Genomic DNA, 22,636 nt, shown 5'->3' on the forward strand with positions numbered 1-22,636 from the left:
CGGGCCCAGCGTTTAGCATCCGAGTATGCGCCCCTACCACGTCGCCATCGTCGGTTCCGGACCGTCGGGGTTCTTCGCCGCCGCATCGTTGCTGAAGGCCGCCGACACCTCCGACGACATCGACGTGGCCGTCGACATGCTCGAGATGCTGCCGACGCCGTGGGGGCTGGTGCGCTCCGGCGTCGCGCCGGATCACCCCAAGATCAAGTCGATCAGCAAACAATTCGAGAAGACCGCCGAGGACCCCCGCTTCCGCTTCTTCGGCAACGTCGTCGTGGGCGAGCACCTCGAGGCCGCCGAGCTCGCCGAGCGCTACGACGCCGTGATCTACGCCGTCGGGGCGCAGTCCGACCGCACGCTCAACATCCCCGGTGAGGACCTGCCGGGCAGTGTCGCCGCCGTCGACTTCGTGGGCTGGTACAACGCGCACCCCAACTTCGAGCAGATATCGCCCGACCTGTCGGGCGCCCGCGCGGTGGTCATCGGCAACGGCAACGTGGCGCTCGATGTGGCGCGCATCCTGGTCACCGACCCGGGCGAGCTGGCCCGGACCGACATCGCCGACCACGCGCTGGAGTCGCTGCGCCCGTGCGGCGTGCAGGAGGTGGTGATCATCGGCCGGCGCGGACCGCTGCAGACCGCCTTCACCACGCTCGAGCTGCGCGAGCTGGCGGACCTCGAGGGCGTCGACGTCATCGTCGACCCCGCGGATCTGGAGGGCATCACCGACGAGGACGCCGCCGCGGTGGGCAAGGTCTGCAAGCAGAACATCAAGGTGCTGCGCGACTACGCGGGGCGCGAGCCGCGGCCGGGACACCGCCGCATGGTGTTCCGCTTTTTGACCTCCCCGATCGAGATCAAGGGCGACGGCAGGGTGGAGCGGATCGTGCTCGGCCGCAACGAGCTCGTCACCGACCAGAACGGGCGGGTGACGGCCAAGGACACCGGCGAGCGCGAGGAACTCCCCGCTCAGCTGGTCGTCCGGTCCGTCGGGTACCGCGGCGTGCCCACCCCCGGGCTGCCGTTCGACGACAAGAGCGCGACCATCCCCAACACCAACGGCCGGGTCGAGGGCAGCCGCAACGAATACGTCGTCGGCTGGATCAAGCGCGGGCCGACCGGCGTGATCGGCACCAACAAGAAGGACTCCCAGGACACCGTCGACACCCTGCTGGCCGATCTGCAAGGCGCTGACGGACTGGCGGACTTCGGCGAGGACCACGCCGAGAAGTTGGCCGGCTGGCTGGCCTCGCGGCAGCCGAAGCTGGTCACCTCCGCGCACTGGGAGATCATCGATCGCCACGAGCGCGCCGCCGGGGAGCCGCGCGGGCGGCCCCGGGTCAAGCTGCCCAGCCTGGCCGAGCTGTTGCGCGTCGGCCACGACGGCTGATCACGGGTCGACGAGCACCCCGGGGTTGAGGATCCCGGCCGGATCGAGCGCGGACTTCGCCGCGCGCAGCGCCGCCGCGAACGGGTCCGGGCGCTGCGCGTCGTACCACGGGCGGTGATCGCGGCCGACGGCGTGGTGGTGCGTGATGGTCCCGCCGGCGGCGATGATCGCCTCGGACACGGCGGCCTTGATCTCGTCCCACTGCGCGTCCAGGGAGTCCCACCTCCCGCCGGCGTAGATGCCGTAGTAGGGGGCTGGCCCGTCGGGATAGACGTGGGTGAACCGGCAGGTGACGACGCCGGCCCCGCAGACCCGTTCGATCGACCCCCGCGCCGCCGCGGTCACCGCGTCGTGCAGGGCCTCGAATCGGTCCCAGGTGCACGCCGTCTCGAACGTCTCGGCGATGACGCTGCGCCGCGCCAGCGCGTCGCGCTGGTAGGGCATGCGCAGGAAGGCCGAGCGCCAGTTCCCGGAGGCGTCGGATGTCGTTGCCCCGCCGCCGTTTTCGCGGGCGCGTCGCGCGGTCACGGTGCCGCCGTGCCCGGCGGCGATCTCCACGGCCCGATCCAGCCACGGGTCCACCGGGTGGTCGGCGGACTCGAAGGCCAGCACCAGCATCCCTCCCCCGACCGCGGCGCCCGCGTTCAGGAACGCCTCGGCGGGGTCCAGCAGCCGGCAATTCGACGGGTACAGGCCGGCCTGCGCGATGGTGCGGGTCGCGGCCAGCGCGGCGGACCAGTCGTCGAACGCCACCGACGCGGTGACCTGCCACCTGGGCCGGTCCTGCAGCCGCATCCACGCCTCGGTGATGATGCCGAGCGTGCCCTCGGAGCCGAGGAACAGCCGGTCCGGCGACGGCCCGGCACCGGATCCCGGCAGCCGCCGCGACTCGCTCACCCCGCCCGGGGTGACGACCCGCAGCGATTCGGTCAGGTCGTCGATGTGGGTGTACAGCGTGGCGAAGTGCCCGCCGGAGCGGGTGGCCAGCCAGCCGCCGAGGGTGGAGAACCCGAACGACTGTGGATAGTGCCGCAGCGTCAAATCGTGTGGCCGCAACTGGTTTTCGAGCGCCGGGCCCAGCGCGCCGGCCTGGATCCGGGCGCATCGGCCGGTCCGGTCGAGCTCGAGCACCGCGCCCATGGCGGTGGTGTCCACCGTCACCGCCGCCCCGTCGAACCGCGGTTCCACGCCGCCGACCACCGAGCTGCCGCCGCCGTAGGGGATCACCGAAATCGCTTGGCGCACACACCAATCGAGCACGTCGACCACGTCCTGCTCGCGGCGCGGCCGCACGACTAGGTCGGGAACGTGGTCCAGGCGGCCGCGCAGGTTGCGCACGACGTCGCGAAAGGCCTTGCCGTGCGCGTGCGCCGCCCGATCGACGGGATCGGCCGAGCACAGGCCGGCCAGCGACGGCGGCGGGGTCACCCGCGGCGCGGCCAACCCGAGCGCGTTGGGGTCCGGCGGCTGGTGATCGGTCAGGTCGTGACCGGCCAACAGCGTCGCGGTGCGCGCGACCAGATCACGTGTCTCGTGCTCGGAGAGCGCGTCCTCGACGGTGCCCCAGCCCCACCACGAACGCATGTCGGCGGGTCAGCGCTTCAAGACGACGGCGGCCGTGCCCGCGATCAGCAGCAGGATGGCCGCGGCGATGGCCCAGCCGGCGCCGGCGAGCCACCAGATGACGGCCAGCGCCACCAGCGCCGGCGACACCGCGAAGGCGACGATGCCGGGATTCTGCCTGATCACCGCGAGAGCACTCCGTGCCCGGATCGGATCGATTTCGCCGCGCGCCATGCCATCAGGATGCCAGACAAGTGCCTTCTGCGGACCGGTAAGGGGACGAAGGCCCCTACTGGCCCCCGACGGCTCACCGTAGCGTCGGCGGCGTGGACGTAGAGCGACTCAAGGCGGCGGTCCAGCTGGCCTGCCGGGCTCCGTCCGTGCACAACAGCCAGCCCTGGCGGTGGGTGCTGCGCGACGGCGCGGTCCAGCTCTTCGTCGATCGCCACCGGACGGTGCCCGCCACCGACCGATCCGGCCGCGACACGATCTTGAGTTGCGGCGCCGCGCTCGACCACTTTCGCATCGCGATGACCGCGGCCGGCTGGCTGCCGACCATCACCCGGCTGCCCGACCCGGGCGATCCCGATCGCCTGGCCTCGATCGAGTTGAGCCCGATGGATCACGTGACCGAGGCGCAGCGGGAACGGGCGCGGGCGATCGCGCTGCGTCGGACCGATCGGCTCGCGTTCGGCCGGCCCACGTACTGGGACCGGTTCGAACCCGTGCTGCGCGCCGCGTTGGACGACGACATGGTGACGCTTGACGTCCTGTCCGACGACCAGCGGCCGCAGCTGGCGCAGGCCTCCCGGATCAGCGAATCGCTGCGGCGCGAGGACCTGTCGTATCACCTCGAACTGCAATGGTGGACTTCGTCATTCGCGTTGGTGGAAGGCATACCGCCGAGCGCGCTGGCGTCGGATGTCGAGCGCTACCGGGTCGACGTGGGCCGGGATTTCCCGGTCCGAAGCCACCAGGACCGGCGCCCCGAGATCGGCGCGGACTGGTCGCAAGTCCTCGTGCTGTCGACGCCCGGGGACACCCGGGCCGACGTATTGCGGTGCGGCGAAGCGCTGTCCACCGTTTTGGTCGAATGCACCGCGGCCGGCATGGCCACCTGCACGCTGACGCATCTGATCGAATCGGAGGAGAGCCGCGACATCGTCCGCGACCTCGTCGGGCACGCCGAACCCCAGGTCTTGATCCGCGTCGGGATAGCGCCGCCGCTGGAGGCGCTTCCGGCGCCGACACCGCGGCGGCCGTTGCACCACGTCCTCGAGATTCGCTAGCTGTCGTGCGCGGCGGCTTGAATGCCGGTCGCGCGCAAGGAAAGGTTGGGGCCATGACCGATGACCCGGTAACCATCCTGTCGGTAGACGAGAGCTGGCGCCGGCTGGGCGGCGTCGCCCTGGGCCGGCTGGTCACCAGCTTTGCCGGTGAGCCCGAGATCTTCCCGGTGAACTTCGTCGTCCAGGACCGGACCGTGTTGTTTCGCACCTCCGAGGGCACCAAACTGTTTTCCGCCGTGGCCAACAACACCGTGCTGTTCGAGGCCGACGACCACAACGCCGCCGAGGGGTGGAGCGTCATCGTCCGGGGCCGGGCAAGGCGGCTGCGCACCGAGTCCGAGATCGCGGAAGCCGAAAGGGCCCAACTCATACCGTGGACTGCGACACCGAAAGTCCACTACGTCCGCGTGACCCCATCCGAGATCACCGGCCGCCACTTCAGGTTCGGGCCGGAGCCGGATCACTGATCAAGCGTCACACGACCAGGGACAGCGGTCCGCGGGTGCGAGGAGCCTTGCGCCGCTTGCTGATCGCCACCAGCCGGGCCACCGCGGCCTCGATGCCCCGGGCCAGCTGCTCGACGTCGGGCACACCGTCGTAGTCGGCGAGGATCCCGAAGAACAGCTCGTCGGCGTAGCTGAGCATCGCGACGCCGGTACGCAGTTGCATCGCGATCGGCGGAACCGGGAAGAACTCCAGCACCCGCCTGCCCATCACCCGCAGCGGCCGGCGCGGGCCCGGCACGTTGGTGGCGACGGTCACGACTCCACGCTGGGGCAGTCGCGTCAGCAGCCCGAAGGCCCACGAGGTCAGCGCGAACGGCAGCTGATTTGCCATGGCCACGAAGGCATTTCCCGCTTGCCGCTGGCCGCTCGCCTTCGTCCGGTCCAGTCGCGCGTGCACGGTGCGCAACCGCTCCACCGGGTTCTCCTCGTCGACCGGCAACCGCGGCAGCATCACCGACACGCGGTTGTCGGTCTCGTGGAGCGCGTCGGCCGACCGCATCGACACCGGGACCAACGTGCACAGCGATTCCGGCAGGGGGCGCTCGCCGCGGTCGATCAGCATGGCGCGGTAGCTTTCGGTAATCGCCGCCAGCGCAACGTCATTGACGGTGACGCCAAACGTCCGGCACACCCGCTCGATGTCGGCCAGCCGGACCCGGGCCCCGCTGTAGCGGCGCAGGTCGCCGATCGGTCCGTTCAGCGGCGAGGGGGCCGGGCGCAACAGGCCGACCGCGATCTCGGCGGCGCCGCGGGCCGCCCGGGCCGCGCCCACCGTGATCGCCGTCGACAGGTTCCACAGCCCGTCCAGCACGCCCGGCGGATTGGCAGTTGCCGCAGCGCTTTTCGAGTCCCTGGCCGTGTCCCTGGCGGCGCGAATGTGGTGCGCGAAGCTGTCGCCCATTCCCGTGCCGTCGGGGTCGCAGAGCCCGGCGAACATGTGGGTGACCGCGATTCCGTCGGCCATGCAGTGGTGAACCTTGGTCAGCATCGCCCACCGGTCGCCGGCGAGGCCCTCGATGACCCAGATCTCCCACAGCGGACGGTCGCGATTCAGCCGTCGCGCCATCACGTCGGCGACCACCCGGAACAGCTCCTGGTCGTCGCCGGGCTGCGGCAGCGCGACGCGACGCACGTGCCGGCGGACGTCGAAGGTGGGATCGTTCACCCATTGGGGGGCGCCGAGGTCGAACCGCCGCAATCGCAGTCGCTGCCCCAACCGGGGGCACGCGCTCATCCGCGGGACGAGCTCCGCGAGCAGCGCCTCCTGGTTCGGCGGCGGCCCCTCGATGACCGCCAGGCCGCCGATGGCCAGGCTGATGCGCCGATCCGCGTCTTCCACCTTGAGAAACCCGGCATCCAGCGTCGTTAGGTGGTTCATGGTCCGCGCCTCCCGACCGATCGGAGTTATCTGCAACCCGTAGTACCACTATCCGCCGCGAACGGCGTCCGTGGCAGGGCCGAAGGTCCTTCGATCCCGATGGCTTCCTGCTCTGACCAGGCCGGTCGCACCGCGCGATCCTGGAAAGCGTGACCACAGTCGCCGACGGCAAGGCTTGTCGGACCGGGGAGGCAGACATGAACGCCGTTTTCCCAGACGCCGACACGCTGCACGACGTCCTTGCCCTGGCAACAAGGGCGCCGTCCATTCACAACACCCAGCCGTGGCGCTGGCGGGTCGGCACGACGAGCCTGGACCTGTACTGCGAGCCCGAGATGCGGCTGCCCAACACCGATCCCGACGGGCGGGAAATGATGCTCAGCTGCGGGGCCGCGTTGCACCACTGCGTCGTCGCCCTGGACGCGATGGGGTGGAAGGCCAAGGTGCACCGATTTCCGGACCCCGACGACCCCAGCCACCTGGCCACGATCGAGGTCGAGCCGCACGCCCCCGACCAGGCCGACATCGCGCTGGCGGCCGCCATCCCGCGGCGCCGTACCGACCGGCGGGCCTACAGCTCGTGGCCGGTGGCCAAGGGCGACATCGCGTTGATGGCCGCGCGGGCGGCACGAAACGGCGTGATGCTGCGTCAGGTCGACAGCGTGGAAAGAATGAATCAGATTGTCGCCCAGGCGGTCCGGGAGCACGCGACCAACCCCGACTACATGCGGGAGCTCACCACGTGGACGGGACGGTACGGTTCGGTCGCCGGGGTGCCGGCCAGGAGCACACCCCCATCCGAGCGGACCGCCCCGATCCCGGGTCGCCTCTTCGCCGGGCCGGGCCTGACCCCGTCGGCCGCCCCAGCCGCCCAAGACGGCGCCGCGATCGTGGCGCTGGGCACCGAAGGGGACGACCGCTTGTCGCGGCTGCGCGCCGGGGAAGCCACCAGCGTGGTGTTGCTGACGGCGACGGCGCTGGGGCTGGCCTGCTGCCCGATCAGCGAACCGCTGGAGATCGGCGAAACCCGCGAGGCGGTGCGCGCTGACGTGTTCGGCTCCAGCGGTTACCCGCAGATGCTGCTCCGGGTGGGGTGGGCCCCCGTCAACGCCGACCCGTTGCCGCCGACGCCGCGGCGCGAGCTTTCGGACGTCGTCCAGTGGCCAGGGCTACTGGAGCAGCGGAGCTGACCACCGCAACACCGTTCCACCTGTGCCCGGCGCGCTCTCGATCGTGAACTCCCCGCCCGCCTGTTCGGCCCGGCGGCGCAGGTTGGTCAGGCCGCTCGCGGTGTACTCGTCGGGCATCCCCCGCCCGTTGTCGCTCACCTCGATGCACAAATCGTCGTCGACGCTGACCCTGACCGTCAGCGTGGTCGCCTCCGCGTGACGAACCGCGTTGCTGACCGCCTCGCGCACCACCGCCTCGGCGTGATCGGCCAGCGCGCCGTCGACCACCGACAGCGGCCCGACGAATTGGACGGTGGTGCGCAGCCCGGAGCCGGCGAACTGGTTGACCGCGTCGTCGATCCGCTGCCGCAGCCGGGTGATGCCCTGCGCGGCGCCGTGCAGGTCGAAGATGGTCGTCCGGATCTCCTGGATGACGCCCTGCAGGTCGTCGACGGCTTCCGAAAGCCGTTGCTGCACTTCGGAATCCCGCGTCCTCGGGACGGTGCCCTGCAGCGCCAGCCCGACGGCGAAGAGCCGCTGTATCACGTGGTCGTGCAGGTCGCGCGCGATGCGGTCGCGATCGGTGAGCACGTCGAGTTCGCGCATCCGGCGCTGCGAGGTGGCCAGCTGCCAGGCCAGCGCGGCCTGATCGGCGAACGCGGCCATCATCTCGAGCTGTTCGTCGGTGAAGGAACCCTGGCGCAGCAGGACGACGACGCCGGCGACGGTGTCGGTGGTACGCAGCGGCAGCAGCAGCGCCGGCCCGAGGTCGTCGACGCCGTCCAGGTCGATGCCCTCGACCCGCCGCGGCGTGCTGTTGACGAACACGTCCCCCAGTGAGCTGCCCGCCACCGGTATGGTGCGCCCGACGGTCGAAGCCACTGCGCTGCCGACGGTTTCGATCACCAGCAGCTCGCGCACGTCGGCCGCGGACTGGCTCTCGTCGACGGGAATCGCCACCAGCGCGGCGTCGGCGCCGGTGAGCTTGAGCGTCTCCTCGGCGACGAGCCGGAACACCGCCGCGGGCTCGGTCCCCGACAGCAGCTCGGTGGCGATGTCGCGGGTCGCCTCGATCCACGACTGGCGCTCCTTGGCCTGCTGGTAGAGGCGGGCATTGGTGATCGCGATCCCGGCGGCCGCGGCCAGCGCCTGCACCAGCACCTCGTCGTCCTCGCTGAACGGCTGCCCGTTGGTCTTGTCGGTCAGGTACAGGGTGCCCAGCGAACTGTCGTGCACCCGCACCGGGACCCCCAGGAAGGTTTGCATCGGCGGGTGGTGCGGCGGAAAGCCCACCGACGCCGGGTGCGGCGAAATGTTGTCCAGCCGAAGGGGTTTGGGGTCTTCGATGAGCAGGCCGATGACGCCCAGGCCCTCGGGCAGGTGTCCGATGCGCCGGACGGTTTCCTCGTCGATGCCTTCATAGACGAAGTGCAGAACGCGGTTGTCCTGGTCATGCACCTCCAGGGCGCCGTAGCGGGCATCGACGAGGCTGGTCGCCGACTGCACGATCGCGCGCAGGGTGGCGTCGAGCTCCAGCCCCGAGGTGACCACCAGCATGGCCTCCACCAGGCCGTCGAGGCGGTCGCGGCCCTCGACGATCTGCTCGACCCGGTCCTGCACCTCGACCAGGAGCTCACGCAGCCGCAGCTGGGAAAGGGTGTGGCGCAGCGGCCGCATGCCGGCATCGCCCGGCTCGTCGCGGGGGTCGCGTCCCGTCATGGCCCTTCACCGGGCGGCCGGGACCGCTTCAACTCCGCCGCGAACACCGCGGCCTGTGTGCGCCGCTCCATGCCCAGCTTGGCCAGCAGCCGGGAAACGTAGTTCTTCACCGTCTTTTCGGCCAGGAACATCCGGTCGGCGATCTGCTTGTTGGTCAGCCCCTCGCTGAGCAGGCTCAGCAGCGTCCGCTCCTGGTCGGTGAGACCCGACAGCGGGTCGGACTTCTCGGTCGCGCCCCGCAGCTTGGCCATCAGCGCGGCCGCGGCCCGGTTGTCGAGCAGCGAGCGCCCGGCGCCGACCTCCTTGACGGCCTGCGCCAGCTCCATGCCCTTGATGTCCTTGACGACGTAGCCGCTGGCGCCGGCCAGGATCGCGTCCAGCATCGCCTCGTCCGAGGTGTAGGACGTCAGGATCAGGCAGCGCAGATCCGGCATGCGCGACAACAGATCCCGGCACAGTTCGATGCCGTTGCCGTCGGGCAGCCGGACGTCGAGCACCGCGACGTCCGGTTTCGCCGCCGGGATCCTGGCCATCGCTTCGGCGACCGAGCCCGCCTCACCGACGACGTCGAGTTCGGGGTCCGCCCCCAGGAGGCCGATCAGCCCCCGCCGCACCACTTCGTGATCGTCGACCAAGAAGACCTTTACCAAGGCGCCACTCCCTACAAGTTGCCGCACCGCACGGTGAGCACCGAGCATCCCACGCTGTAGGCCCCGCACACGTCGTTGGCGGCGTGGGTATCGGTGACGAACAACTGCCCGGCGTCCGCGTTGGCCCTCAGGTAGTGGGCAACGCTGCCGCGGATGACCGCCGGCTCGACCCGCACGTCGGGGTACAGCGGCATGAACCGGGCCAGCCGGCGGCTCAATTGCGCTTGCGCCAAACGGTTTCCGACGCCGGACGCATCGCGGGTCGCGGCGGTGTGTGCCGAGAGCACCCGCAGCTGGACTGCGCGCAGCCTGGCCTCGTCGAACGCGTGTCGCAGCACCGAACCATTGTCCCCCTGCACGACGACCTCGCTGACCTCGGGGGTTGCCGGCCCGCCCGACGGGCGGTGAACCACGGCCACCGGGCACAACGCCGATTCGGCCAGGCTCGCGGCGACGGTACCGCCGACGCGGCGGGCGTGGTTGAGCCCGATCGAGCCGACACAGACCAAGACCGCCGACCTCGATTCCTGCATCAGCTTGGTCAGCGGCCGCCCCCACAGGATCTCGGTTTCGACCTTGACCGGCTTGCCGGTGGCGTCGACGGCCCGGTAGGCGGCGTACAGCGCCGCGCGGGCGGCGCCGTGCGGGTTTCCGTTCGGGCCGGCGCCCCGCGGATCGATGACATACACCAGCCGCAGCGGGATGTCCCGGGCGACCGCCTCGTCGACGGCCCACAGGGCCGCATAGGTTGCCGCCCTTGACCCGTCGATACCGACGACGACCGACGGGGCGGGATAGATGTCGCTCATCGGAATCTCCTTAGCAAAGGTAATTATCTACCTCATACGCTAGGAGCCGGGCTCGCCGCTGCACAGGGGCGATGGTCACCACTTGGATGCCGTTGGTCCCTTTTCATCTGCAGTGAGGCAATTTACGGTTGTGACGCGACACACAGTTTGAGGTTTACCCGACCGCGCGCGCACACCACGCCCCACAGCCCAGGAGGGAATCTCTTCAATGGCGACCCAAGAAACCCAGGAACAGACATCGTCGTCGCAACCACTCGTGGGGAAAGGCTGGATCCAGGGTGTCGCCCTGGTGATGATCTTCGGCTTCCTGGTGATGGGAATCCTGGCGTATCGCACCTACTCGGCTTCCATGCCGATGCCGGACAAGGTCGTCACCGAGTCGGGCCAGATGCTGTTCAGCGGGGAGGACATCACCCGCGGCCAGGAGCTCTACCAGTCCCGCGGGCTGATGGAGTACGGATCGGTGCTGGGCCACGGCGCCTACCTTGGACCCGACTACACCGCCGAATACCTGCGGATGGCCACGCAGGACGTCGCCGACCAGCTGCGGGCGCAGGGCGTCGCCGACCCGCACGATCGGGTGGTCGCCGAATTCCGGACCAACCGCTACAACCCGGCCACCAAGACGGTGGTGTTCACCGACCGGCAGGCCGCGGCGTTCGACCACATCGAGAGCCACTACGCGGCCTACTTCGGTGAGAACTCAACGAAATACGGCCTGCGGCCGCAAATGATCACCGACAGGGCGCAGATCCACGACCTGACGGCGTTCTTCGCCTGGACGGCCTGGGCGGCCGCCGCCGAACGCCCCGGCCACAAGTACACCTACACCAACAACTGGCCGTCGGAGTCCCGGGTCGACAACGGCCCGACCGCGCCGGTGATCGTCTGGTCGGCCCTGTCGCTGATCGCGTTGCTGGGCGGCATCGGGGTCATGTTCGCGATATATGGGCGGTGGAGCCAGAAGGTCGGCTGGCACAGCGCCGAGACGTCGACGCTGTCCTTCCGCCAACCCGGGGAGGTCAGCCTCACGCCGGCGCAGCGGGCCACCATCTGGTTCTTCGCGATCGTGTCGGTGCTGTTCCTGGCGCAGACGCTGCTGGGTGCCGCCGCCGAGCACTACCGGGCCGACCTGTCGAACTTCTTCGGCCTCGACCTGGCCCGGCTGCTGCCGTACAACCTGGCCCGGACGTGGCACGTGCAGCTGGCGCTGTTCTGGACCGCCGCGGCGTTCCTCGCGGGCGGCATCTTCCTGGTGCCGTTCATCGCCCGCCGGGAGCCGCGCCGTCAGGGCCTGCTGGCCTACGTGCTGCTGGGCGCGGTCGCGGTGGTGGTGTTCGGCTCGCTGATCTCCGAGGCGCTGTCCATCTACGGGGTGATCCCGCGCGGCACGCTGCTGTCCCAGCAGTGGGAGTATCTCGACCTGCCGCGGTTGTGGCAGATCCTGCTGATCGTCGGCATGTTCGTGTGGATCGCGATCATCTACCGCGGCATGCGGGCCCGGCTCAAGGGCGAGTCGAAGATGAACATGCCGTGGCTGTTCTTCTTCTCCGGGCTGGCGATCCCGACCTTCTACACCGTCGGGCTGCTGGCCAGCAGCGGCACCCACTACACGGTCGCCGAGTTCTGGCGATTCTGGGTGGTGCACCTGTGGGTCGAGGACTTCCTCGAACTGTTCACCACCGTGATGGTGGCCTACATGTTCGTCCTGCTGGGCGTGGTGCGCGAACGAATCGCGCTGGGCGTGATCTTCCTCGACGTCATCCTGTATTCCGCGGGAGGCGTCATCGGCACCATGCACCACCTGTACTTCTCCGGCACCCCGGTGGAGCACATGGCGCTGGGCGCGTTCTTCTCCGCGGCCGAGGTGATCCCGCTGACCTTCCTGACCGTCGAGGCGTGGGCGTTCCTGCAGCTGGGTTCGCGCCAGCAGTCCGGCGACGCCAACCCGTTCCCGCATCGCTGGGCGGTGATGTTCCTGGTCGCGGTCGGATTCTGGAACTTCCTGGGCGCCGGCATCTTTGGCTTCCTGATCAACCTGCCGATTGTGTCCTACTACCAGATCGGGACCGCGCTGACGGCCAACCACGCGCACGCGGCGATGATGGGCGTCTACGGCATGCTGGCCGTGGGCCTGGCCATGTTCGCGTTCCGGTACGCGATCCCCGCCGACAAGTGGCCGGAGAAGCTGGCACGAATCTCGTTCTGGTCCATGAACATCGGGCTGGCCTGGATGGTGTTCGTCACCCTGCTGCCGCTGGGTGTGCTGCAGCTCTACCACTCGGTCAACAACGGCTACTTCGACGCGCGGTCGCTGGGCTACATCACCAAACCCGGCAACGCGGTGATCGAATGGCTGCGGATGCCCGGTGACATCATCATGATCGTCGGCGGTGTGCTGCCGTTCATCTGGATCGCCTGGACGGCGTTGCGCAACTTCCGGTCCGGTTCCACCGTTCAGGAGCTGCCGGAGCATCCGCTCTACACCGAGTCGGAAGCCGGCGCCGTCGCGCAGGCCAAGGACTGAGCGATGGCGGCGCCGGCAACAACGGTATGGCTGTTCGCCGGGTACTCGCTGGCGCTGCTCGCCATCGGGTGGAGTTTCGACGCGATGGCGCGGCGGGCCTCGGCGCGCGCCGCGCAATGGCGCACGGGTCAATTCGTCTATCGGCCCGACCACGACGCCTGGGTCTGCCCACAGGACCACTGGCTGTGGCCGACTTCGTTCGACCCGCGGCACCGGGTCATGCGGTACCGGGCGCTGCCGCTGGTGTGCAACAGCTGCCCCGCCAAATCGGGTTGCACGACGTCGGATCACGGCCGGGAGATCAGTCGCGACGTCGACCCCTGGCCGCACTCGGATGCGGGCCGGTTCCATCGCGGGATCGCTTGCGCCGTGGCTGCATTCGGGGTCGTGCTGCCGCTGGCGACGCTGATCGCCAACCATTCCGTCGGTGATGTGCTGGTGCTGACGGGCACCGTGGTGGTCGTCGTCGTGCTGGGGCTGCCGCTCGCCCGCCACCTGTGGAACACCCCGTCCAACGCGCCCGACTATCTCCCGCACCGCAGCGCGCAGGAGGACCAGGTCGCCGCGGCGATCGACCGCTACTCCACTCGCTGGGGCGGCTGGGAAGGCAAGGAGGACAAGACATCGTGACTGGGCTTGTGATCGGCGTCGTCGCCGCGGTGATCGTGGTGGCGGTTGCGCTGTCGGTGGTGTCGCTGGCGGTGCTGCGCGAGTACGAACGCGGCGTGGTGTTCCGGATGGGCCACGTCCGCCCGCTGTACCGTCCGGGGCTGCGGTTCCTGATTCCCTTGGTGGACAAGATGGTTCGCGTCGACCAGCGGCTGGTGACGCTGACCATTCCCCCGCAAGAGGTGATCACCCGCGACAACGTTCCCGCCCGGGTCAACGCCGTCGTGATGTTCTCGGTGACGGACCCGATGAAAGCGATTCTGGCGGTGGAGAACTACGCCGTCGCGACCTCGCAGATCGCGCAGACCACGCTGCGATCGCTCTTGGGCCGCGCCGACCTGGACACCCTGCTGGCACACCGGGAAGATCTCAACAGCGACCTGCGCACGATCATCGAAAAGCAGACCGAACCGTGGGGTGTCCAGGTTCGGGTGGTCGAGATCAAGGACGTGGAGATACCGGAGTCGATGCAGCGCGCGATGGCCCGCGAGGCCGAGGCCGAACGCGAGCGGCGCGCGAAGGTGATCAACGCCCGGGGCGAGCTGCAGGCGTCGGAAGAGCTGCGGCAGGCCGCGGAGACCCTGTCGAAGAACCCGGCCTCGCTGCAGCTGCGCTACCTGCAGACGCTGTTGGAGCTGGGGGCGGATCAAAACTCGACCGTGGTGTTCCCGCTGCCGGTCGACATCATCACGCCCTTCCTGCAACACCCGGAGATATTGTCGGGGATCGCCGGCAACTTCAACCACACGGGCTGAGCCGGCCGCAGAGGAGACCATGACCGAGCCGCGCGGGGCTTACCGCGCAAGCGCCCTCGAGGCGGTGCGCACACTGAATCCCGGCTACTTCGCGCTGGTGATGGCCACCGGCATCCTCTCCATCGCGATGTATCACCAACGCGCCCACGCGCTCTCGGTCGTGCTGCTGTGGCTGGCCGGCGTCGAGTTCACCGTGCTGGTGGCGGTGACCGCCACCCGGCTGGTCCTCTTCCGCAAGGAGTTCGCCCGCGACCTGGCCGACCCCGGCCGCGCCTTCGGGGTGTTCACCTTCGTCGCCGCCGCCGACGTGCTGGGCACCCGCTTGGCCGTCGACGACCACTACGCGCCCGCGTTCGCGTTGCTGACAATCGCCTGGCTGGCCTGGGTGACGCTCGGTTACCTCGTGCCCTGGATGGCCGTCCTGCAGACCCCGCTGCGGCCGGTGCTGCAACGGGCGAACGGGACGTGGTTCATCTGGGTGGTCGCCAGCCAGTCGGTCGCCGTGCTGGCCGCGACGCTGGAACCCGCACTCGGGCAGGGCCGTCGGGAACTGGCCCTGCTGGCGGTGTTCTCCTGGTCGGTCGGCGTGTTCCTGTATGGGGCCGTCGGCGTGTTCGTCGCCGCCCGGATGCTTCTCTACCCGTTGCGCCCCGAGGATCTCACCCCGCCGTACTGGGTGGCCATGGGCGCCACCGCGATCACGGTGGTGGCCGGTGCCCGCATCGTCGAGATGGCGAACGCGCCGATGGTCTCCGCCACCCGCGGCCTGGTCGCCGGGACCTCGGTCGTGTTCTGGGCCTTCGGCAGCTGGCTGCTGGCGCCGCTCGTCGCCGCCGGGATCTGGCGCCATGTGGTGCACCGCGTCCCGCTGCGCTACGAGGCCGCGCTGTGGAGTGTGGTGTTCCCGCTCGGCATGTACGGGGTGGGCGGCGACTACCTCGGGCAGGCCGACCGGCTGCCGATCGTCGAGCGCATCGGCGACGTCGAAAGCTGGATCGCCCTGGCGGTGTGGGCGGTCACCTTCGTGGGCATGCTGCATCACCTGGCGAGCACCATCGGATCGCGCGGCCGGATTCCGCGGGTCGCGCCGGCGCAAAGCCAGTGATTTAGGGCGCGGGCGGCGCGGGCGGCTCGGGCGGCGCGAACTTCCAATTGTCGGGATTCTTGGTCGAATACAGCACCGGCATCAGCTGGCCCACCGTCGGCCACGCGTCGACGTCGACCGCCATGCGCTGATACACCGAGTGCTCGTTGAGGGTCGGTCCGTTGATCACCCCGGCGATCGTGACGAATTGCTCGCCGACCGCGTCCGGTCGCGGGCTGACGCCGGTCACCAGCAGCGTGCCGCTGGCCAGCTCGCCGCGCGGGCCCCGCGGGATGAACCGCTGGGCAAGGAAGACGGCAAGCACCGCCACCAGTAGAAGCAGCACCCCGAATTCCCACACGCCTTCAAGGTTAGGGCTTTGCGAAAGTCGCTTCCGAAAGTCGTGGTAGGACTGCTGGCATGAGCCGGGACGATCTGGCGCTGGCGCTGACGCTGGCCGACCGCGCGGACGGGCTGACCCGCGCCCGGTTCGGCGCGCTCGACCTGCGCATCGACACCAAACCGGATCTGACACCGGTGACCGACGCCGACCGGGCGGTCGAGGCCGACCTGCGCGAGGCGCTCGGGCGCGAGCGTCCCGACGACAGCGTCGTCGGCGAGGAGTTCGGCGGGACCACCGCCTTCACCGGGCGGCAATGGATCATCGACCCGATCGACGGCACCAAGAACTTCGTGCGCGGGGTCCCGGTGTGGGCCAGCCTGATCGCGCTGCTCGACGACGGCGTCCCCTCGGTCGGCGTCGTGAGCGCGCCCGCGCTGCAGCGCCGGTGGTGGGCGGCGCGCGGCCGGGGCGCGTTCGTCGCGGTCGACGGCGCAGCCCCGCGCCGGCTGTCGGTTTCGGCTGTGGCACAGCTGGATTCGGCCAGCCTGTCGTTCTCCAGCCTGTCGGGATGGGCGCGGCGCGGGATTCGCGATCGGTTCATCGAGCTGACCGACGCGGTGTGGCGGGTGCGCGCCTTCGGCGACTTCCTGTCCTACTGCCTGGTCGCCGAGGGGGCGGTCGACATCGCCGCCGAGCCCGAGGTGTCGGTGTGGGACCTGGCGGCCCTCGACGTCCTGGTGCGGGAGGCGGGCGGGACGTTCACCGGCCTGGACGGCGCGGCGGGCCCGCACCGCGGCAGCGCCGTCGCGACCAACGGCCTGCTGCACGACCGGGTGCTGGGCCGCCTCGGCGACGAAAACGTGTGAATTAGTTAACAGGGCATCCCCAGCTATCTTACTCCGGAGTAAGATCGGGGCATCCGCATGCGAACGCCCCAACGACCGAGGCTGCTGATATGACCGACACCGTTTCCGGTTCCAAACAGACTTCACAATCGTCAAAGTCGTCCCGCTCCCGCTTCAGGCGGCGCGGCCGCAAGACCGGCGTCGGGCTGCAACCGCACCGGCGGACCGGGATCGACATCGCCATGGCGCTGCTCACGCCGATCGTCGGCCAGGAGTTTCTGGACAAATACCATCTGCGCGACCCGCTCAACCGCGCCCTGCGCTACGGCACCAAGACGGTCTTCTCCACGGCCGGCGCCGCCACCCGGCAGTTCAAGCGGGTCCAGAACCTGCGCGGCGGACCGACCCGGCTCAAGTCCAGCGGCAAGGACTACTACGACCTGACGCCCGACGACGAGCAGAAGATGATCGTCGAGACCCTCGAGGAGTTCGCCGCCGAGGTGCTGCGGCCCGCGGCGCACGACGCCGACGAGGCCGCGACCTACCCGCGGGACCTGATCGCCAAGGCCGCCGAGTTGGGCATCACCGCGATCAACATCCCCGAGGACTTCGAGGGCATCGCCGCGCACCGCTCCAGCGTTACCAACGTGCTGGCGGCCGAGGCGCTGGCCTACGGCGACATGGGCCTGGCGCTGCCGATCCTGGCGCCGGGGGGCGTGGCGGCCGCGCTGACCCACTGGGGCAGCGCGGACCAGCAGGCCACCTACCTGCCCGAGTTCGCGGGCGAGAACGTGCCGCAGGCCTGCGTGGCCATCGCCGAGCCACAGCCGCTGTTCGACCCCACCCGGCTGAAGACCACCGCCGTGCGCACGCCGAGCGGCTACCGGCTCGACGGCGTGAAGTCGTTGGTCCCCGCCGCGGCCGACGCCGAGCTGTTCATCGTCGGCGCGCAACTGAACGGCAAGCCGGCCCTGTTCATCGTCGAATCGTCCACGAAAGGCCTTACCGTCAAGGCGGATCCGAGCATGGGGATTCGCGCCGCGGCGCTGGGCCGGGTCGAGCTCAACGGCGTGTCGGTGCCGCTGAGCGCGCGGCTGGGCGAGGACGACGCGACCGAACACGACTACTCCGAGGCGCTCGCGCTGTCGCGGCTGGGCTGGGCGGCGCTGGCGGTGGGGACGTCGCACGCGGTGCTCGACTACGTCGTGCCCTACGTGAAGGAACGCGAAGCGTTCGGCGAGCCGATCGCGCACCGCCAGGCCGTCGCGTTCATGTGCGCCAACATCGCCATCGAGCTGGACGGGCTGCGGCTGATCACCTGGCGCGGCGCGGCCCGCGCCGAACAGGGCCTCCCGTTCGTGCGGGAGGCGGCGCTGGCCAAGCGGCTCGGCGCCGACAAGGGCATGCAGATCGGCCTCGACGGCGTGCAACTGCTCGGCGGCCACGGTTACACGAAGGAACATCCGGTCGAGCGGTGGTACCGCGACCTGCGGGCCATCGGCGTGGCCGAGGGCGTCGTCGTCATCTGAAGTCTTAATTTCAAGCGAAAGATCAATCATGGCAATCAATTTGGAACTGCCCCGCAAGATGCAGGCGGTGATCGACAAGGCGCATCAGGCCGGCGCGGAGATGATGCGACCGATCGCCCGCAAATACGACCTCAGGGAGCACGAGTATCCCGTCGAGCTGGACACGCTGGCCAGCCTGTTCCAGGGCGCCACCGAGTCCAACGCCCTGGGGCTGGCCGGGGCCGAGGCATTCCGCAGCGGCGAAAGCAAGGAAGAGAACCACAACGGCGCCAACATGGCCGCGGTGCTGCAGACCATGGAGGCCTGCTGGGGCGACGCGGCGATGATGCTGTCGATCCCCTATCAGGGCCTGGGCAACGCGGCCATCTCCGGTGTGGCCACCGACGAGCAACTGCAGCGGTTGGGCAGGGTGTGGGCGGCGATGGCGATCACCGAGCCGGGCTTCGGATCCGACTCGGCGGCGGTGTCCACCACCGCGACGCTCGACGGCGACGAGTACGTGATCAACGGCGAAAAGATCTTCGTCACAGCGGGTTCGCGCGCCACCCACATCGTGGTGTGGGCGACGCTGGACAAGTCGAAGGGCCGCCCCGCGATCAAGTCGTTCATTGTGCCGCGGGAACACCCGGGCGTCACGGTGGAGCGGCTGGAGGACAAGCTCGGCATCAAGGGCTCCGACACCGCCGTCATCCGGTTCGACAACGCGCGGATACCGAAGGACAACCTGCTGGGCAACCCGGAGATCGAGCCGGGCAAGGGGTTCGCCGGCGTCATGGAGACCTTCGACAACACCCGGCCCGTGGTGGCGGCGATGGCCATCGGGATCGCCCGGGCGGCGCTGGAAGAACTGCGCAAGATCCTGACCGAGTCCGGCGTGGAGATCTCCTACGACAAGCCGTCACACGTCCAAAGCGCTGCCGCGGCCGAGTTTTTGCGGATGGAGGCCGACTGGGAGGCCAGCTACCAGCTGGCCCTGCGCGCGGCGTGGCAGGCCGACAACTCGATCCCCAACTCCAAGGAAGCGTCGATAGCCAAGGCCAAGGCGGGCCGGGTGGGCAGCGACATCACCCTGAAGGCCGTCGAATTGGTCGGCACCACAGGCTATTCCGAGCAGACGCTGCTGGAGAAGTGGGCGCGCGACTCGAAGATCATGGACATCTTCGAGGGCACGCAGCAGATCCAGCAGCTGGTGGTCGCCCGCCGCCTGCTCGGCCTGTCGTCGTCGGAGCTCAAGTAGAAACCGGCAGTTAGCCGGCGAGCGCGGTCAGCTGCTCGCGGCTTTCCTCGTCGAGCTCGATCGAGGCCACCTCCAAGTTCTCCTCCAGGTGCCGCACCGACGAGGTACCGGGGATGAGCAGAACGTTGGGTGCCACGCTCAGCGTCCACGCCAGCGCGACCTGGGCCGGGGTGCGCCCGAGCCGCTCGGCGATCCGCTGCACCGACGGGTTGCCCAGCACCGGATTCGGCTGCAGGAACGCGGCCCCGAGCGGGAAGAACGGAACGAACGCAATTCCCCGCGCCGTGCATTCGTCCAGCACCGGGGCCGAGTCACGGTCAACGAGGTTGAAAGCGTTTTGCACACAGGCGATCTCGGTGCGCTCCAGCGCGCGCAGCAGGTGCTCGCGGTTGATGTTGCTCAGCCCTATTCCGCCGATCAACCCCTCGTCGCGGGCCTGGATCACGACCGAGAGCTGATCGTCGAACAGCCGGTCGGGCCCGTTGCTCTCGAACAGCCGCAGGTTCACCGCGGCCAGCCGGTCGACGCCGAGGGTGAGCAGATTCAATTCGATGTCATGGCGCAGGTCGGCGGGCTCGGTGACCGGGAGCCAGCCGCCGGTGTCGTCGCGGCGCCCGCCGACCTTGCTCACCAGGGCCAGGTTCTCCGGATAGGGGTGCAGCGCCTCGCGGATGAGCTCGTTGGCGACGTCGGGGCCGTAGAACTGGGCGGTGTCGATGTGGTCGACGCCGAGCTCGACGGCGCGGCGCAGCACCGCCAGTGCCTGGTCGCGATCCCGCGGCGGCCCGAACACACCGGGGCCGGGCAGTTGCATCGCCCCGAACCCGATACGGGCGACCGCACGGCCGCCGAGCGGAAAGGAATCCATCACGGTGAGGTTAGTAGGCTGATCGGGCGACATCGACGACGGAGGTGGCATGCGGGCTGCACGGGTGACTCGGCTGGATGGTCCCGACGCGATCGAGGTGACGGAGGTCGACGAACCCTCGGGTGACGGCGTCGTCGTCGACGTGCACGCCGCCGGCGCGGCGTTCCCCGACGCGCTGCTGACCCGTGGGCTCTATCAATACCGCCCGGAGCCGCCGTTCGTGCTCGGAGCCGAGATCGCCGGCGTGGTGCGCTCGGCGCCGGACGACGCTCACGTGCGGGCCGGCGACAGGGTCGTCGGGCTGACGATGCTGTCCGGCGGCATGGCCGAGGTCGCGATCCTGCAGCCCGACCGGGTGTTCAAGCTCCCCGACAACGTCAGCTTCGAGGCGGGCGCCGGCCTGCTGTTCAACGACCTGACGGTGTACTTCGCGCTTACCGTGCGCGGCCGGCTGGCCGACGGCGAGACGGTGCTGGTGCACGGCGCCGCGGGCGGGATCGGGACGTCGACGCTGCGGCTGGCCCCGCTGCTCGGCGCGGCCCGCACCATCGCGGTGGTCAGCACCGAGGACAAGGCCGACGTCGCGACGGCCGCGGGCGCCACCGACGTGGTGTTGGCCGAGGGTTTCAAGGACGCGGTCAAGGAGCTCACCGGCGGCCGGGGGGTCGACATGGTCGTCGACCCGGTCGGCGGCGACCGGTTCACCGATTCGCTGCGCTCGCTCGCCCCGGGCGGACGGCTGCTGGTCGTCGGGTTCACCGGCGGAGAGATTCCGACCGTGAAGGTGAACCGGTTGCTGCTCAACAACATTGACGTCGTCGGCGTCGGCTGGGGCGCCTGGACGGCGACACACCCAAACGCGCTCGCCGAGCAGTGGGCCGGGCTCGAGGGCCTGCTGAGCTCCGGCCGGCTGGCTCCCCCGAACCCGGAGGTGTATCCCCTCGCGGAGGCCGCCGCGGCGGTCGCGTCGCTGGAGAATCGCACGGCCAAGGGGAAAGTGGTCGTCCGCGTTCGCTGACGCGCCGCGCGGCGGCAGCACCGCCGTTGACCGGCGACACTTAATCGTCTGCGAAGACACGCCGGAGCAAGGCGCACTGGATTATGTCTCGCGGATACACCCCCCTTGTGCGGCCCGAAAACAAAAAGTAATGTCACTTTCAGTTTTATCGGCAACCGGAGCCGGGAGTCATCCATGGAATCCTTCGTTCACCTGCGAAAAGGTAGGACGCCGCGGCGGCTGCACGCCGACCTCGACGGCCTCAAGGACGACGAGCTGGGCCGGGGCGGCTTCACCGGCCGGACCGCCAACATCTACCGCCGCCACGACCCCACCGCCTACCGCTCGGTGGGCCCGCTGCGCCCCCTCGACGTGCTGTCCGGCCAGCTCAAGCCCAGCGACGCCACCGACGCCAACGGCGGGCCGCTGCTGATGTTCAGCAACGCCGACTGCCGCATCCTGCTGAGCCGCCGCCACGAGCCGATGCCGTTCTACACCCGCCACGTCGACGGCGACCTGCTGTGCTTCGTCCACGACGGCGCCGGACTGCTCGAAACCGAGTTCGGGCCGCTGCGCTACCGCGAGGGCGACTGGGTCTACATCCCCAAGGCGTGCACCTGGCGCCAGGTGCCCGATCGCGAGACCACGCTGCTGATGATCGAGGCCAGCGACGAGTTCCGGATGCCGCCGCCCGGCTCGCTGGGCCGGCACTTCCCGTTCGACCCGTCGCAGGCCACCATCCCCGAGCCCGAACCGATCGAGGATGACGGCCGCGACGAATACGAGGTCCGGCTCGTCCACCGGCCGATTGAGGGCGCCGGCCCGACAACCCTTTACTACCAACACAATCCGCTCGACGTCGAGGGATGGCGCGGCGACAACTTCGCGTTCACCTTCAACATCGCCGACTACAACGTGATCACCTCCGACAGCGTCCACCTGCCGCCGACCGTGCACCTGTTCATGCAGGCAACCGGCGTCTACGTGATGAACTTTCTGCCCAGGCCCGCCGAGGGCATCCCGGGCACCGAGCGCACGCCCTGGTATCACCGCAACGTCGACTACGACGAGATCGCGTTCTTCCACGGCGGCTCGCTCTACGGCATCCCGATGCCGCCGGGCCTGATTTCCCATGCGCCGCAAGGGGTTCACCATGGCGCTCCGGAAAAGGCGCGGGAACGCGCGCGCCGCAAGTTCGACGAGCACACGCGCGTCGACTGGCAGGTCATCGCCGTCGACACCCGGCGGCGGCTGACACCGTCGGCCGAGGTGCTGGCGCACGACCTCGGGCAGCACTCATGAGACAAGC

The 22,636-nt window shown here is 69.6% G+C and carries 21 protein-coding genes; 13 read left to right on the plus strand and 8 right to left on the minus strand.

What is annotated here, in order from left to right; all coding sequences use genetic code 11:
- Nucleotides 1–25: 25 nt before the first annotated feature.
- Nucleotides 26–1,390, plus strand: a complete 1,365-nt coding sequence (locus tag AC5Y6X_RS21435) for an FAD-dependent oxidoreductase (RefSeq protein ID WP_499989011.1) — start codon at nt 26–28, stop codon at nt 1,388–1,390.
- Here the strand turns inward: AC5Y6X_RS21435 and AC5Y6X_RS21440 are convergent, their stop codons facing one another.
- Together AC5Y6X_RS21440 and AC5Y6X_RS21445 are read right to left on the minus strand one after the other, a co-directional pair.
- Nucleotides 1,391–2,974, minus strand: a complete 1,584-nt coding sequence (locus AC5Y6X_RS21440) for an FAD-binding oxidoreductase (RefSeq protein WP_499989013.1) — start codon at nt 2,972–2,974, stop codon at nt 1,391–1,393. It lies immediately after the preceding gene.
- Between the two features lie 9 nt (nt 2,975–2,983).
- Nucleotides 2,984–3,187, minus strand: coding sequence for a hypothetical protein (locus AC5Y6X_RS21445; protein ID WP_499989014.1), 204 nt, complete (start codon nt 3,185–3,187; stop codon nt 2,984–2,986).
- Between the two features lie 92 nt (nt 3,188–3,279).
- Here AC5Y6X_RS21445 and AC5Y6X_RS21450 point away from each other — a divergent pair, with 92 nt between their 5' ends.
- Both AC5Y6X_RS21450 and AC5Y6X_RS21455 read left to right on the plus strand, forming a co-directional pair.
- Nucleotides 3,280–4,242, plus strand: a complete 963-nt coding sequence (locus tag AC5Y6X_RS21450; protein WP_499989015.1) for an Acg family FMN-binding oxidoreductase — start codon at nt 3,280–3,282, stop codon at nt 4,240–4,242.
- 53 nt (nt 4,243–4,295) lie between these two features.
- Complete coding sequence (locus AC5Y6X_RS21455; protein WP_499989017.1) at nt 4,296–4,709, plus strand: pyridoxamine 5'-phosphate oxidase family protein; 414 nt, start codon at nt 4,296–4,298, stop codon at nt 4,707–4,709.
- Nucleotides 4,710–4,716: 7 nt separating this feature from the next.
- Here AC5Y6X_RS21455 and AC5Y6X_RS21460 read toward each other — a convergent pair whose 3' ends face one another.
- On the minus strand, nt 4,717–6,126 hold the full coding sequence (locus AC5Y6X_RS21460; protein ID WP_499989019.1) for a WS/DGAT/MGAT family O-acyltransferase: 1,410 nt from the start codon (nt 6,124–6,126) through the stop codon (nt 4,717–4,719).
- Nucleotides 6,127–6,323: 197 nt separating this feature from the next.
- Here AC5Y6X_RS21460 and AC5Y6X_RS21465 point away from each other — a divergent pair, with 197 nt between their 5' ends.
- Complete coding sequence (locus tag AC5Y6X_RS21465; protein ID WP_499989021.1) at nt 6,324–7,316, plus strand: Acg family FMN-binding oxidoreductase; 993 nt, start codon at nt 6,324–6,326, stop codon at nt 7,314–7,316.
- On the opposite strand, the gene dosS is transcribed toward AC5Y6X_RS21465, so the two are convergent.
- From dosS to AC5Y6X_RS21480, 3 genes are read right to left on the minus strand one after another with little or no spacing between them, the layout of a single operon-like run.
- Nucleotides 7,296–9,014, minus strand: coding sequence for a hypoxia sensor histidine kinase DosS/DevS (gene dosS, locus AC5Y6X_RS21470; protein WP_499989023.1), 1,719 nt, complete (start codon nt 9,012–9,014; stop codon nt 7,296–7,298). The two genes, AC5Y6X_RS21465 and dosS, sit on opposite strands and share 21 nt — an antisense overlap.
- Nucleotides 9,011–9,664, minus strand: coding sequence for a hypoxia response regulator transcription factor DosR/DevR (gene dosR / locus AC5Y6X_RS21475; protein ID WP_324678145.1), 654 nt, complete (start codon nt 9,662–9,664; stop codon nt 9,011–9,013). The genes dosS and dosR overlap by 4 nt, the downstream gene beginning before the upstream one ends.
- An 11-nt stretch (nt 9,665–9,675) precedes the next feature.
- Complete coding sequence (locus tag AC5Y6X_RS21480; protein WP_499989025.1) at nt 9,676–10,473, minus strand: universal stress protein; 798 nt, start codon at nt 10,471–10,473, stop codon at nt 9,676–9,678.
- 208 nt (nt 10,474–10,681) lie between these two features.
- Here AC5Y6X_RS21480 and AC5Y6X_RS21485 point away from each other — a divergent pair, with 208 nt between their 5' ends.
- Genes AC5Y6X_RS21485 through AC5Y6X_RS21500 form a run of 4 tightly spaced genes read left to right on the plus strand, consistent with a single transcriptional unit; the run spans nt 10,682 to nt 15,529 of the window.
- Nucleotides 10,682–13,000: a nitric-oxide reductase large subunit gene (locus tag AC5Y6X_RS21485; protein WP_499989027.1), complete on the plus strand. Its 2,319-nt coding sequence runs from the start codon at nt 10,682–10,684 to the stop codon at nt 12,998–13,000.
- A gap of 3 nt (nt 13,001–13,003) precedes the next feature.
- On the plus strand, nt 13,004–13,630 hold the full coding sequence (locus AC5Y6X_RS21490; RefSeq protein ID WP_499989029.1) for a hypothetical protein: 627 nt from the start codon (nt 13,004–13,006) through the stop codon (nt 13,628–13,630).
- Nucleotides 13,627–14,424: a slipin family protein gene (locus AC5Y6X_RS21495; RefSeq protein WP_324678153.1), complete on the plus strand. Its 798-nt coding sequence runs from the start codon at nt 13,627–13,629 to the stop codon at nt 14,422–14,424. Before AC5Y6X_RS21490 ends, AC5Y6X_RS21495 begins: the two co-directional genes overlap by 4 nt.
- A gap of 19 nt (nt 14,425–14,443) precedes the next feature.
- Nucleotides 14,444–15,529 carry a tellurite resistance/C4-dicarboxylate transporter family protein gene (locus AC5Y6X_RS21500; protein ID WP_499989031.1) on the plus strand — a complete coding sequence of 362 codons (1,086 nt, stop codon included), beginning with the start codon at nt 14,444–14,446 and terminating at the stop codon, nt 15,527–15,529.
- 1 nt (nt 15,530) lies between these two features.
- Here AC5Y6X_RS21500 and AC5Y6X_RS21505 read toward each other — a convergent pair whose 3' ends face one another.
- The gene (locus tag AC5Y6X_RS21505; RefSeq protein ID WP_499989033.1) at nt 15,531–15,869 is read right to left on the minus strand and encodes a hypothetical protein; all 339 of its coding nucleotides are present in this window, start codon (nt 15,867–15,869) and stop codon (nt 15,531–15,533) included.
- A 59-nt stretch (nt 15,870–15,928) separates the two neighbouring features.
- Between AC5Y6X_RS21505 and hisN the strand changes: the two genes are divergently transcribed.
- From hisN to AC5Y6X_RS21520, 3 genes are all read left to right on the plus strand, one after another.
- Entirely contained in the window at nt 15,929–16,717 is a 789-nt protein-coding gene (hisN, locus tag AC5Y6X_RS21510) for a histidinol-phosphatase (protein ID WP_499989035.1), read from the plus strand.
- A gap of 89 nt (nt 16,718–16,806) precedes the next feature.
- On the plus strand, nt 16,807–18,225 hold the full coding sequence (locus AC5Y6X_RS21515; RefSeq protein WP_324678161.1) for an acyl-CoA dehydrogenase family protein: 1,419 nt from the start codon (nt 16,807–16,809) through the stop codon (nt 18,223–18,225).
- 28 nt (nt 18,226–18,253) lie between these two features.
- The gene (locus AC5Y6X_RS21520; RefSeq protein ID WP_499989036.1) at nt 18,254–19,462 is read left to right on the plus strand and encodes an acyl-CoA dehydrogenase family protein; all 1,209 of its coding nucleotides are present in this window, start codon (nt 18,254–18,256) and stop codon (nt 19,460–19,462) included.
- Between the two features lie 10 nt (nt 19,463–19,472).
- On the opposite strand, the gene AC5Y6X_RS21525 is transcribed toward AC5Y6X_RS21520, so the two are convergent.
- Complete coding sequence (locus AC5Y6X_RS21525) at nt 19,473–20,330, minus strand: oxidoreductase (RefSeq protein ID WP_499989038.1); 858 nt, start codon at nt 20,328–20,330, stop codon at nt 19,473–19,475.
- A 49-nt stretch (nt 20,331–20,379) separates the two neighbouring features.
- Between AC5Y6X_RS21525 and AC5Y6X_RS21530 the strand changes: the two genes are divergently transcribed.
- Nucleotides 20,380–21,348 (plus strand): NADPH:quinone oxidoreductase family protein, encoded by a 969-nt coding sequence (locus AC5Y6X_RS21530; protein WP_499989039.1) that lies wholly within the window; start codon nt 20,380–20,382, stop codon nt 21,346–21,348.
- A 174-nt stretch (nt 21,349–21,522) separates the two neighbouring features.
- Nucleotides 21,523–22,629 (plus strand): homogentisate 1,2-dioxygenase, encoded by a 1,107-nt coding sequence (locus AC5Y6X_RS21535; RefSeq protein ID WP_499989041.1) that lies wholly within the window; start codon nt 21,523–21,525, stop codon nt 22,627–22,629.
- Nucleotides 22,630–22,636 lie beyond the last annotated feature (7 nt).

It is taken from the genome of Mycobacterium sp. NGS26, from assembly GCF_059813025.1.